This window comes from Fulvivirga sp. (assembly GCF_040220315.1).
In the GTDB taxonomy this organism is placed as follows: domain Bacteria; phylum Bacteroidota; class Bacteroidia; order Cytophagales; family Cyclobacteriaceae; genus Fulvivirga.
In genome coordinates this window covers 1-13,633 of the sequence record NZ_JAVJUY010000231.1, presented here as the reverse complement: position 1 = coordinate 13,633, position 13,633 = coordinate 1, and the positions used below count along the sequence as shown (strand labels likewise).

The 13,633-nt window shown below is 34.9% G+C and carries 11 protein-coding genes; 4 read left to right on the top strand and 7 right to left on the bottom strand.

Annotated elements, in window-relative coordinates; all coding sequences use genetic code 11:
• Positions 1-231: 231 nt before the first annotated feature.
• Positions 232-1,335, bottom strand: coding sequence for a helix-turn-helix domain-containing protein (locus RLO81_RS11170; RefSeq protein ID WP_350111491.1), 1,104 nt, complete (start codon positions 1,333-1,335; stop codon positions 232-234).
• Positions 1,336-1,506: 171 nt separating this feature from the next.
• On the opposite strand from RLO81_RS11170, the gene RLO81_RS11165 reads away from it, so the two are divergent.
• Positions 1,507-2,286, top strand: coding sequence for a helix-turn-helix domain-containing protein (locus tag RLO81_RS11165; protein ID WP_350111489.1), 780 nt, complete (start codon positions 1,507-1,509; stop codon positions 2,284-2,286).
• 17 nt (positions 2,287-2,303) lie between these two features.
• Here the strand turns inward: RLO81_RS11165 and RLO81_RS11160 are convergent, their stop codons facing one another.
• A complete protein-coding gene (locus RLO81_RS11160; protein WP_350111487.1) occupies positions 2,304-4,715 on the bottom strand; it encodes an ABC transporter permease in 2,412 nt (803 codons plus the stop codon).
• A 77-nt stretch (positions 4,716-4,792) separates the two neighbouring features.
• Entirely contained in the window at positions 4,793-5,293 is a 501-nt protein-coding gene (locus RLO81_RS11155) for an ankyrin repeat domain-containing protein (protein WP_350111485.1), read from the bottom strand.
• Positions 5,294-5,363: 70 nt separating this feature from the next.
• Here RLO81_RS11155 and RLO81_RS11150 point away from each other — a divergent pair, with 70 nt between their 5' ends.
• The 3 genes from RLO81_RS11150 (at position 5,364) to RLO81_RS11140 (ending at position 9,158) form a co-directional block, all read left to right on the top strand.
• A complete protein-coding gene (locus RLO81_RS11150) occupies positions 5,364-6,320 on the top strand; it encodes an SMP-30/gluconolactonase/LRE family protein (protein WP_350111483.1) in 957 nt (318 codons plus the stop codon).
• 476 nt (positions 6,321-6,796) lie between these two features.
• Positions 6,797-7,831 carry a helix-turn-helix domain-containing protein gene (locus RLO81_RS11145; RefSeq protein WP_350111481.1) on the top strand — a complete coding sequence of 345 codons (1,035 nt, stop codon included), beginning with the start codon at positions 6,797-6,799 and terminating at the stop codon, positions 7,829-7,831.
• A gap of 85 nt (positions 7,832-7,916) precedes the next feature.
• Positions 7,917-9,158 (top strand): S41 family peptidase, encoded by a 1,242-nt coding sequence (locus RLO81_RS11140; RefSeq protein WP_350111479.1) that lies wholly within the window; start codon positions 7,917-7,919, stop codon positions 9,156-9,158.
• Here RLO81_RS11140 and RLO81_RS11135 read toward each other — a convergent pair.
• The 4 genes from RLO81_RS11135 to RLO81_RS11120 form a co-directional block, all read right to left on the bottom strand.
• Entirely contained in the window at positions 9,145-9,429 is a 285-nt protein-coding gene (locus RLO81_RS11135; protein WP_350111477.1) for a PadR family transcriptional regulator, read from the bottom strand. The genes RLO81_RS11140 and RLO81_RS11135 overlap by 14 nt on opposite strands.
• 88 nt (positions 9,430-9,517) lie before the next feature.
• Positions 9,518-10,834 (bottom strand): M23 family metallopeptidase, encoded by a 1,317-nt coding sequence (locus RLO81_RS11130; RefSeq protein ID WP_350111475.1) that lies wholly within the window; start codon positions 10,832-10,834, stop codon positions 9,518-9,520.
• A 6-nt stretch (positions 10,835-10,840) separates the two neighbouring features.
• Complete coding sequence (locus RLO81_RS11125) at positions 10,841-12,199, bottom strand: serine hydrolase domain-containing protein (RefSeq protein ID WP_350111473.1); 1,359 nt, start codon at positions 12,197-12,199, stop codon at positions 10,841-10,843.
• A 71-nt stretch (positions 12,200-12,270) separates the two neighbouring features.
• Positions 12,271-13,587, bottom strand: coding sequence for an NHL repeat-containing protein (locus RLO81_RS11120; protein ID WP_350111471.1), 1,317 nt, complete (start codon positions 13,585-13,587; stop codon positions 12,271-12,273).
• Positions 13,588-13,633: the final 46 nt, after the last annotated feature.

Genomic DNA, 13,633 nt, shown 5'->3' with positions numbered 1-13,633 from the left:
TTCAACTTTTGTATTAAAGCCCAACGAAGGATACTTTTTTAAGTTCTGAGAAGTAGAAAATTAGCAATAATTGACAAATGAATTATTGACATTCGGTTAACAAAGAATGTCAATAATTCCTTGAGTATATGAAAATTTAGGACTATAAACTGCGTACTGATGAGAGTTGGCGTTAGTATGATATCGAATTATCTAAAATTGGCCAATTAAAATTAACAAGTGTAGTAATCACTAAACCATATTTTTGATTCTTTTAAAATACTCAGATGGTTTCTCATCACTAAACTCTTTAAAAGCTCTGTAAAAAGAAGTTTTACTTTTAAATCCCACACTTTTGGCCACTCCAATCAAGGTGTAATGATTAAACTTCGGATTACTTAACCTGGCTTCCATTTCTTTTATACGCAATAAATTAAGCATCATAGGTATTGAATAACCCAGTTTTGAATTTACTTGTTCACTCAAATTTCTAGTTGATAATTTTAAGCTTTTGGCAATGTTGTATGGCTGAGTATTAGGGTCTAAGTGCAGCTCGCTTTCAATTATCCAATCTACAATTTCCTTTATACTACCATCCAGGTTAACAAGTTTATCATCCCATATTCTAACATCCTTAATTGGATATTTTAATGCATTAGGATTAGATATAATAAGAATCAGCCAGCCATATATGAATAGAAAGAATAGATAGTTCTTGGCTGTATCTGCTATATAAAAATACTGATTACTTGTAATTAGAATTATCATGAATGTTATTGAGAGAACCAGGTATAAACTGTTTAATGCTAAAAACCACTTTAACCAATCGGCCAACTTAGAATATATTTTTTTGTAACTCAGATCATATTGCCTTCTTATAGTTTCAATAATTAATATTGAACAAACCAGAATCTGCAAGTCGAAAATGAGAGTTGCCGCAATTGGAGAAGGAGCTTCAATCTTACCGGCATATGCTGTTAACTTTATTTCACTATTGTATTTCAAAAAATTAAATATGCCTGTATAATAATAGACCACGATAGCTGGGATGAGGTGTAAAAAATCAAACTTTTTAAAACCATAACCTTGAGTTAATTTTCTAACTAACAAAAAGAAACTTGGCATTATTAAATAATGCGAGAACGTGAACAAAAAATAAGAATTTGGGTAAAGCGTATAAACTTCAGGTGTCCTTCTAATAAACATGTCGAGAAACATCATTGAAAAACACAACAGGCAAATAGCAACAAACCAATTATTGCTAAGCTTTTCCTTAAAATAAAAAGCCAAGCCCGTGAATATTAGGCCATTAATGGCCATTAGCAGAAATACAAGGGCACTCATTGAAAGTGTCATGGGTTCAAATTTAGCATAACGGCACTAATACGAGCCGGACAAAAGCCATTAAATAAGATATACCAATGAGAAATGAATCAATAAAATGGTTCCGTTTTTGGTAAATGATGTCCCACAACTTTATTGAGAATGACTATTGTGACATTTTCCGGTTGGTCAATCTCAATAATAATGAATAACGGACATAAACCATTCAATAGTTTTAATCAAACTACTATCACTCATTTTAAAGGTTACGAACTAAATGGTATTATAAAAAAGAAAAACTGCGCACTTTTAATACTCAATCAGGGAGCTATCAATTTGGAGTTTAGTTCATTACAGAAAATTGAATACCTTACTCGCCAGGAATTTATAATTATTTCGCCTGCACAACTAGTGCAAATAAAAACAGTTATGCCCTCCAAAGGGGTTTTTATTGAATTTTGTACAGAAAACAAATTTTCTGGATTGGATTTCATGATGGAGATTAAGATACCGATAACATCTGGATATTATTCAAATCTTTGCTTTGATGAAGTGTCAACTTTACATGTCAATTTAATTTCTGAAGCGATAATGAATTACATCCATCAGCTTCATGATTGGGGAAATGCCATTCATTATTCAAAAAAAAACACAAAAAAAGATGTACTAACTAAGCTACTGAAAGCCAGGGTTATCATTGAAAATGAATATCAAAAGCAGATAGATGTACAGTACCTTGCAAACAGTGTAGCTATGTCAAAATTCAATTTTATAAGAAAGTTTAAGGAGGCATTTGGTTTTACGCCTCAGCAATATATACTCCAAAAAAGAATTAGTTTTTCTCAACTAAAATTGAGATCCAACAAAACGTTAAGTATTACAGATTTGGCCAATTTATCTGGTTTTCAAAACATCTATCACTTTAGTAAAACATTCAAAAAAATGGTTGGTATTTCGCCATCCTATTATCAGATATCTACTTGAGTGTTTATTGAATTATACTATTCATACTTCAACGATCTTACTGGATTAATTCTGGCTGCTCTAAAAGTTTTATAACTCACTGTTAATAATGCAATAGCTACAACTGTAAGAGTAGGCCATAGTATGAAAGAAATTTTAATAGGTGTTTTATATGCAAATTCATTGAGCCAGAGATAAATCAGGTAGGTGACGAATGGAATTGTTACTAATGCAGCAACGAATACAAGCTTAACATAATCTTTAAGAATTAGTACAACAATGTTTAAAACGGAAGATCCCAAAACCTTTCTTACACCAATTTCTTTTGTACGTCTGGAAATTGTATAAGATGACAATCCAAATAAACCTAAACAGGCAATAATCAAAGCCAGAAGTGTAAAAAAGCCTACGATCTTCTTTAACATTAATTCCGATTCATATTGTTTAGCAAATGATTCATTTAAGAAGAAAAATTGAAAAGGGCTTTCCGGAAAAACAGATGCCCAGCTGGCTCTTAGATCATCTACTAAAAAGTCTAAATCTGATTGTTTGGAATAATTAATTGTGTAATATTCTTTCTGCAATAAGTCTAATTGAAACACAAAGGGCTTAATGTTTTCACGTAATGAATAATGATGATAATTACTAGCAACACCAATTATTTCGTAAACTTTGTTGTTCCACTCAATTTTTTGGGATATTGCATCTTCGGGGTCAGTAAAACCCAACTCTCTTATTGCCAATTCTGACAAAACAAGAACTTGATTATCCTGATCAGAATTATTGAAATTTCTACCCGCTAGTATTTGTATATCATAAACATGCATAAAATTTTCATCCACCCCTATTAAATAAAAGGATTCGTCATTATTATCTAGTTTGCCAACTTTTTTAACATTACTCATTCTGCTCGTCCAAATTCCTGGGACACTGGAAGAGACCGTAACTCCCGTTATTGAAGCCTGATTTACTAACTTTTGAATAAATGGATCGGTGGTAATTTCCTTCTTTTTATGGGTTTCCAATCTTGGACTTTCAATTATAATTTGCCGCTCAAGTCGAAAGCCCAGAGGCTGATTTTGAACATATTCAATTTGTTCATAAACAGCATAAGCTATGATCAATAAACCAATAGAACAGGCAAATTGAATTACCACCATAATTTGTCTTAACCTGCTAGAACCAAAACCCTTTGAAGAAATACCTTTTAATGAATTGATGATGCCCGATGAGGCCATTCGATAAGCTGGATATAATGAACTTGAAATTGTTCCTACAACTATTGTTAAGAATACAATCAACCAAAAGAGATGGTTGGTAACTAAGGATTTTTCAATCGATACACTTGTGATGTCAGTATAATATGGAGCGAGAATAAAACTTAACAGAATGGCCAACGCCATGGCTACCAAATTCAACAAAAATGACCCCACCAAAAACTGATAAATAAGGGACAGTTTATTTGAACCAAGGGCTTTGCGTATTCCTACTTCTTTTAACCGCTCAAGAAATTTAACTGTACTGAGGTTGACAAAATTCAGGTAAGCAATAACCAAAATCATGATTCCAGTTATTAATAAAAAGTAAACAAGTTTAGCGCTGATATTTTGTTCTATTTCATACGCCAGGTTTGAGTATAAGTGAATATCCTCTATGTGTTGCAAACCAAGGGAATAGGCCAGTCCATCGCGATTGTTTAAAAAATAAGTGTCAACGAATGCATTGAATGAATTTTCTATATCTGAAATATCAGAATTTGGTCCGACTCGTATATAGGTTAAATATAGAGGCCACCTCCACTCATTGGATTTAGTTTCCCTTAAGTTTTCTATTGTACTTAAGGAGACAACCATTTCAGTTTTTAGGTGTGTGTTATGTGGCACATCTTCAAATACCCCAGTAATTAATAAATCGAAACTGTTTGTTTCTTCATTTAGCTGAATAAATTCACCAACAGCCTCATTAGTACCAAATAATTTTTTAGCCAATGAGCTCGAAATAATTGCTGTATTGGGTTTCTCCAGTTGGCCTTTGCTATCATTTGTTAGAAATGAATAGGTAAAAAAATCAAAAACTGAAGGATCAGCATACACGATACCCTTTTGTGAAAATGCATCATCTTTATGCCTAATAATTGCATGCCTATCTAAATAGTAGATTCTTAAATAATCTTCAATACTTTCAAACTCTGATTTTAACAATGGGCCAACTGTAATAAAATTGGTTGCCATCATTGCTGCACCGTCATTATTCAATTCTGAATTTAACGTTACTCGATATATGGTTTCAGAATTTTTATGGTGGGTATCATAACTCAGTTCAAAAACCACATATTGGAGTATGAAAAAGCAAGCCAACATACCTAATGCTAACCCCATAACATTAATAAAGGAGTACATTTTATTTTTATGTAAGCTTCTAAATGCCGTAATGAAGTAGTTTCTAAACATGATTTTACTATTAAGCTGTCATTTGAAGTTAGTGTATTCAATAATCATTGAAGTCAAAGTGGTTTGTCAAAAGTTACTTATCTCTTAAACTTTGTTTCTAACAACCCTTGCTCTGTTAGAAAATCTACCATATCCTGACTTTCCTCACCTCCCTTATTCGCATAATGCAATAGACTGAAACCATGTGGCCCTTTCGAAAAGATTAACTTGGGATATGCTTCTAAAATAGGTTTCACTAGCTTTTCTCTTCCAAGCATGGTCAAAATAAATAAATTAGTCCTGGCTCCCTTATCCATTAAATAAGAAACTATCTCTTTGTCGCCAACATGTCCAGCACCCTCAATTGCTTCTTCAAAATCGCCATTCCCCCAGTCATGTCTACAATAAAGAAGATTTGGTTCCTCTTCAAGCATTAACTTAACCTTAGCTAAATCATTATGACCTGCCTTTACAAATTCCTCAATTAAACCAAGATCAATCTTAGTATTACCATCCTTTGCTTGGACTGGTTTATTAAAAGTGAAATCCGGAAATAGACTTACTATACCAATGGATTTAATAAAGCTTTTTCTGTTCATAGCTATTTTGATCAATGCCTATTGCTAGGTACAAATCACTGAGCTGAATGGTTTGTCAAATATTGCTTATTTGAAGATCAATAAACCTGAAACAAAGTCAATTCAACCAAATATTCTCTATTTTAATCCTCTAACATCTTATACAATCATTGGTAAAATGAAATTACATGTCTGTTTCTTTTTTATAATGTTATTTGTGATTTCCTGTCAACGCAACGGATCTGGTAGTGATTCTCAAAAAGTTGACTTTGAAATAAAATGGATTACAAATCGGGGTTTAGTAAAATGCGAATCAGTTTTGTTAGATAGGCCAAACAAATTGCTATATGTAAGTAACTCAGCTGAATATAATTTTAAAGGTTTAGGGTTTATTTCCAAGTATTCTTTAGATGGCGATTTGATTGACTCATTGTGGGTTTCAGGCTTATTCAGGCCAACCGGAATGGCTATAAAGAACGAGAGATTATATGTTTGTGATATTAATCGTTTGGTTGAAATTGATGTGAACAAAGGAACAATATTAAATTTTTATACGATTGAGAGCACTCAAACTCCAGGCTTAAATGACATTGTGATTACGGATAATGGAGAATTTTACTTAACAGCGTCTAATCATCATGCGATATATAAATTTGAAAATAATCAACTAATAAATTGGATAGTTGATTCAACCAGACTTCTATGGGCCAATGGCATTATATCAAAAGGCAACAAGCTAATAGTAGCCGGTGAAGGGTTGGCTAGTATTGATATATATTCTAAGGAGATTGAGATAATTCCTACAGATTCTATCAATGATTTTGATGGAATTCAACCAGCTTATGATAATGGCTATTATTTATCTTCTGCTGGTGGCAGCAATTGCATCTGGCATTTATCTAAGGGTGGTAAATCTGAAGTAATTTTAAGTAGTGACATGTATATAGCCGATTTCTTTTTTGATGAAGAAATGGGTCTCTATGCACCTCAAGGCAATATTTCAGAACAAGATTACCAGTTGGTTCTATATTCGCTCACAACCCATTAGTCAGTATTATTTGTCAAATATTGCTCGTTTTTCTTCATCTTAAACATTTGAAAGTTCGACACTGTCTCACCAGTAAAAAACAAGACTATGAGAACTTATATATTACTAACACTAATTTCTGTATGCCAAATAGTGAAAGCTCAAGTAACAATAAATGGGCAAATACTTGATAAGCAAAGCATGAAACCAATACCATATGCTAATATTGGCATAACAAAGTCGAATATAGGTACAGGTGCATTCGAAAATTCGAAATTAAATTCTTAAAAACACAAAAATAGATATATCTACTAAGTCAAATTATGATTTAGAACTTGTTTAATTAAAAATTGAATTTCGTTAGATGAATAATAAATTTGTCATTAATTGCTTATTTTTTACGGTTTCGTGAAATATTTCTTATCATATGCAACTCGTAAGCTTCTTTTATCTCTTTAATTCGAAAAGAATGTTAAGAGATGATTGTAACCAATAACTTGTCATTAGTTCTGCTTGCAGGCGCATTGCATGCCTTGGTTTTAGGGGTTTATTTCATTTTGAAACCTACTCCGGTGAAAAGCCTAGGTTATTTCTTGTTGGTCATTTTTACAGTGATTTTTGAAATATTTCTTAATGAAAGCGGGGTCATGAAACATATATTGATCCTCAGAAACTTTTCGGAACCGTTAACATTTCTTGTAGGCCCTCTTGTCTACTTTACATACTGTGAAGCTACGAACCGACCAATACTCGGGAAGTATATTCATTTAATTCCATTTTTACTTTACAGCCTTTGGCACATCTATTTAGTAGGTACCTACTGGGATTCACTATCCAGTTTATATGCATCAAATTATTCTAATCTTGTTCAGTATTCTGAAGAGTACCCCCTGTCCATACATGCGATTCTTACCTTATCTCAATTGGGTATTTACACATCTTACACGTTCTTTCAATACAGGAAAAATCCTGAAACCAACTCTTGGATAGAGTTCTTTATTTGGGGATATGTGGCATGCTTTGTCAGTTATGGAGTCATTGCGTTCCTTTTTCCACTTGCCGGAAACGAATCATATTATGCAATTATCATCATGCTATATGTATATGGCATATCCTATTTTGCTTTAAGATATCCTGCCTCATTCATCTTTAAAAGAAAGTATGCCGAGTCTCCCCTGGATGACAAGATAAAAAAAGAACTACTGAGAAAATTATCCCATGAGATGAGAGTGAATAAATGGTATACAATCCCCAACCTAAGCTTGGACAAATTAGCCGTTGAGATTGATATTTCCAGACACTATTTATCACAAGTCATCAATGAAGAGTTTAACACAAACTTCTCCCAATACCTAAATGAACTCCGAGTGGAGGAGGCAAAAAAACTGTTAAAAAGACCCGATTTAAGTCATTTGAAATTGTCCGAGATTGGATTAATGGCAGGTTACAATTCAAAGTCCTCTTTTTATCACTATTTCAAACTCAAGGAGAATACAACCCCTCTGGCGTATTCCAAAAGTTCGACTTTATAGAGTTGGACAACCATAGAAGTATTTTCATGGTCGCGGTATTCTGATATCATAATTTGTTTCGATAAAACTCAAAATCAAAAATATTATGAAAAGAATAATTCTACTTATCAAAGTCCTTTGTATCAGTATGATGTCATTTGCCCAATCTCCATTTGAAGGGTTGAGTAATGAGCAAGTTCTTGAAGACCTTCAATATTTGAAGAAACAGTTAACCACCCTTCATCCGGAACCTTTTTTGTTTGTTACAGAAGAGGAGTTCAATCTGAATTTTGAAACGATTAAATCCAGCTTACATTCTATGTCTGACAATGAAAAGCTGGTCGCGTTTCTTAAATTAACGACTTCATTAGGTCAGGGACATTGCAATCTTCGGCCGTTTGATTCCTATCATCGTGCACCCATAAGCTTCAATATGATTGATGGTCAATTTAGAATAGTGGTTATTCATGAGAAGTATGCTAAATATTTAGGAGCTATTCCAATTGCTGTTAATGAGATACCATTTGAGGAAGTAAAGACCAAACTAAAAGGTGTGATCCCAAAACATGAGACAGAAATATTTTCTAATGGTTGGATTGCTTATTACTTGAGTGTTCGGGAGATGTTGAATGGACTGGGAGTCATTCAAGAATCGAGCAATATAACATATAAGTTGAAGTTAGATAATGGCGAGGTACATGATTTGACCTTACCTACTTACTCTAGGGAAGAGTTAAGTGAAGTTAAAAGGGTAAACGCTTTTGACGAACGCCCTTTATATATGCAACGAGAAAATGAGTTTGGAGCAAACGGTGGCCAGGGTCTGTGGGTAAAGCAATTGGATCATCTCCTCTATTTTCGATTCTCAACCTACACACCGACCAAAGTGTTTAAAAAATTCAGAAAGATCATTCGCAAAGCAATAAAGGAAGACACTTCGGGTAATCTGCTGATAGACTTAAGAAGAAATGGTGGTGGGGATTTCATTCGGGTGAGAAAACATTTTTTACCCACACTTGAGAAAGCAGTCAAAAAGAGCGGAATCAAAGTATATGTTGGAATAGGGGAAGGCACTTTCTCCGCTGCAGTATCTAATGCTACTGATTTTGTGAAGCAACTGAACGGCACGTTGATTGGAGAGCCAACCAGTGGAAGGCCGAACGGCTACCAGGATAACTGTGGATTCACTTTACCAAACAGTAAAATCCCAGGGTCTACCGCGTGCGTTTACCGTAAATTCATTGAAGAAGATACTCCAGGTTTATTCCCTGAGATAGAAATACCACTTACTTGGGAAGATTACAAAAACGGTAGAGATCCGTTACTTGAGTATTTTATTGATTATTAATGTTCTCCTTACTTTCTTGCCAAAACTTAAACTTAATCTCAAGGGACTCGGACAGTATCTGAGCCCCTTTTTTTGTAAGTTGATATGACTTTCGCCTTTTTCCGCCTCTGACGGGCTTACTTGCTTCCCAATGTACACTTAAATATCCCTTCCTAACAAGGCGCGATAGAGGGGTATGTACTACAGCATTGTTTGCTTTTTTATTGGATACATCCTGAAGTGATTTGACAATATTAGTAGAATTAGTTTCATTTTTTAGTAAGTGGTACAACCTCAGTTACTTTGGGGATTTCGATGTTTTAATATTATTTCAATTCCACAAAAAAGCCAGCAACTTTCGTTAGCTGGCTTTAATAAATCTATTTAGGTGGCTTACTATAGTCAATAGTATGAAAAAACATGGTGTCTGTTCTTCCAATTGCATCGGTTGCTACCAATTCAAAGAAATGGTTTCTAGAATTTTGCGAAGAACCGATTGATATTGAATTACCTTCTATAATTGTTCCGCTTGGCGCATTTAGTAATTCAAAAGTTAGATCATCTGCATTATGATTTTGAAATGAAAAGCTACTTGTATTCGTTTTTTCCAGTTTAATAGTTTTTCCTCTAAGCGGGTAAAATCTTGGTCCATAGTCCGTATTTTCACCTACTTCGAAATTAATCACTTTCTTTATGCCCTGAAATTCTACAATTAGTTCCCAAATACCCTGATCATCACTTGTGACAGATGAGAATTCAAACTCATGAACATCCCATGCAAAGCTTCTAAGGCCAATTGTCGTAGATTTTGAGATAAATTCACTACCATCAGGTTTATTTATAATAACATTATAATCACCAAATGCGCCTTGATAAAAAAGCCACACTTTAATATTGCTCTCATCATAACTTACAATAGCAGGCCTTGCAGGTTCTTCTTTGCGTATTTTAAGGGCACTTTCTAATTGGTATGTTCCATTAGGTATATTATCTAAGGTAATATCAAAGTCATAAATTTTCACTTCATCCGATCCCTTATACTCTGTTTGCTCTTCCCAAATACCTACAAACGAATTACAATTACCATCAAATGGATCTCTCGGTGTATTGTTCTTTTCACGTATTTCGAAATGCAAGTGAGGGAAAGGAGTAGCTCCTGAACTACCAATCATACCTAAAATCTGGCCTTTTTTCACTTGGTCACCAACTTTTACAGAAACGGAGTTGGTTCTTAAATGAGCATACCACAAACTCCTCCCATCTGCGTATTTTACTTGGATCATGTTTGGGTCATGAGTATAGGGAGTTTGATAGGTTCTATCGTAATTAGTATCATCAACGAATGCCACTTCACCATCCGTTGCTGATAAAATAGGGTATCCCCTATCCATTTCCTGAAAACTATACGCACTGATGTCTATTCCTGTATGTCCATCATAGGTGTGTCCATTACACATGTGATCCCTCTTGCCTGAGCCTGATTGATTATCAAAGTAGTTCATAAGAAAAAGGCCGTCATCAAGATTGTGAGCCAAAGGCCAAGCTAACTTAATTGGTTCAGGGGGTGAAGGTGATTTATCATCATCTACACTACCGGTTCCAGTTCCTGTTCCATTGTTTGTGGGAGGATCTTCATCTTCGCTGCATGCCGGTACCAATGCCAATAAAACAGATAAAATAATTATGTGGTATTTCATATCAGATTAATTTAAAGACTCAACAATAGCTGCAATTGCTGACCAATTATCTCTTTGCTGCTGGTCCGCTGTTGTACCGTTTACTGTAGCAACGGAAGACGTTGTAATCACAAGATCTTTCTCTGGAAAAACGATAATATTTTGTCCACCATAACCTGCTGTCATATACCCATCTAAACCTGCCATTTTGATATCCCACCACAGATATCCAAACCATTTGGATTCGGCATCTGGTCCAGTATTCAAATAGGAACTGAAATTAAATTGTGGTGTTAACATCTCATCTATAAACTCTTTCGGAACAATTTGCTGATTATCAAACACACCTCCATTCTTTACCATAAGGCCTATATTCATCATTCCTCTAGCCGGAATAAAGCTAAAGCCGCCCGCTAAATAATAGCCTGTTTCAAAAGGTATCCAGTTTGAATTTGTAATGCCTAATGGGCTAAATAGGTTTTCTTTAGCATAATCATAAATTGTTTGACCTGTTGCTTCCTGAAAAATTACGGACAACATCTGCAGGTTGGGAGTACTATAGTCAAAAGTAGTGCCCGGTTCTGAAATTAGGTCTCTGGAAAGTAGCGCCACAATCTCATCTTCAACTTGAGTCCAGGCTGCAAATTCGTTTTCTTTATAAGCCAAACCAGATGACATAGTAAGTAAATCCCGAACTGTGATATCCTTCTTTGCCTGTTCCAAACCGTCTAAGTATTGGGCAGGAAGGAATTCGCCTAATGTAGTTTCAAGTGTAAAATACCCTTCATCAATTGCCTGACCACACAATAATGCCAGAATACCTTTTGTTACAGACCGTACATCCTGAGGATCTGTCATTGTTTGGCCATTTAAATATTCCTCTTTAATTATCTCATTCTCTATATTCACTATCAGTGTATAAAGATGAGGCAGTTCCTTCGCCTGCTCCACAGCTATAGTAAGCTTATTTTCTAGTATAAGGATTTCAGAGATTTCTGACTCACCATCAGACACCGTAATTGCCACAATATGATCATCATATAGGGTCAGGTTGTCAAACTCTAGAACCATTTCTTTATCAGCCTCAGCGTTAATTTGACCAATATCAACCGGTGTACCGTTATTGCCATCCGTGCCATTTTTTACTTGCTCTGGTGTTGGGTTTGGAATTGAATTTGATTGTACAATAAAAAATACTGTACTTTCCTTATTTACCTTTACTGAGACACGACCGCTATTTTGAGTATAACTGCCTATTCTTGGATAACCTTCGGCAAAAGATAATTCAATTGGTGGTGGTTGAGGATCTTCAGAATCATTTGAATCACACTTAAACAGTACTATAGCTGTAAGTGAGATTAATAAAAGTTGTAAATTAATTTTCATGGTACTCGTTATTTAGTTGTACATTGGATTTATCAAGTTCTGCTTGATTCCTATTGTCAACTGAATGCTGTTTATTCTACAAGTTCGATTACCCTGATTGCAACAGGGCTGATCACTCCCCCATTAGGATTGCTACCATCCACATCATTGATATAGATATATTTACCATCAGCGCTGAATGCCAAGTCATTTGGTAGAGAAAATGACGCTTCACTTAAGGATCCATCGATAATGCCTCGCTGCCCGTTTCCAGCAAAGAGGCTTACTTGCCCGGTGAATGAAACCCGATGTATTTGATGGCGACTACGGGAGATTACATAAATATAATTGTCATTAATTAGGAGGTGGCCATTGTTTTGAGCTGGCAATGTGGCAAAATTGCTTGCTTTTCCATTCGGTTCAATTTTCACCAAAATGCTATTATTAAAATTGGCCACATATAAATTACCATCACTGTCCATGTCGATGCCATTAGGACAAGTAAAAAGACCTCCACTTGAAAAAGTAGACATCACTCCATCTGAAGTTAATTTACTGATTGAATTTCCACTACAATTACAAATAAACATATCCCCATCGGGTGCAACTACAACTCCTACTGGTGCCTGAAGACCTGATGCAATTGTTGAAACATTTCCAGATGGTGTAACCTTGTGAATTGTTCCGGCCGCAATACTAGATTGAATAAGATTGCCCTCTAAATCGAAATCATTTCCCGATGCTCCAAGAAACCCATCCGCAAAAATTGAGACTTCTCCTTGAGGGGTTATTTTATAAACTTTAGTGCCCCATGGATTACCACTGGTGGAAGATCCAAAATCAGCCATATAGATGTTTCCATCATTGTCAACATCCATACCGCCCGATCCTGCATTGATACGAGCAATTGTACGAACCAAATTCTTTTGAGCAAGTTCAATTACCGGGGAAGATTTAGAAAGCTTTCCGCCTAAATTACTGTCATCAATGGCTAAGGAGAGTACAAAAATTACATATGGTGTATTCTCTTTTATAATATCACCTTCAATGTCTAGAAATTCTGAAGGTAGTTTTATAGTGAATGTAGAAGCAGTTTTTTGAATAATGAGATAGTTGCTGTTTGTTAGTGATTTTAAAGAGTCGAATTGGTCTGACATTGATTCCTTTACTAAAAAAAGTCTGAATTCTTTAATTAGCTCCAGCTCCTTTGGTTTTGAAAATGATATTACCAAATCAGAAGCATCTCCAGCATTGCCCAGGTCTTTTGCTTCAATATTTGAGACTGAACCTAATACTTCACCAGCTTCTGGCAGTTGGGGAGTTGGATCATTAGCGTCATCGCTGCTAGAGCAATTGACAACAATCAAACAAAGTAGAATACATGTTAATTTTAGTAACGCTTCCTTCATTTTAGGTTTATTTTAATTATTGAAACTACTAAGTGCTGATTGATCT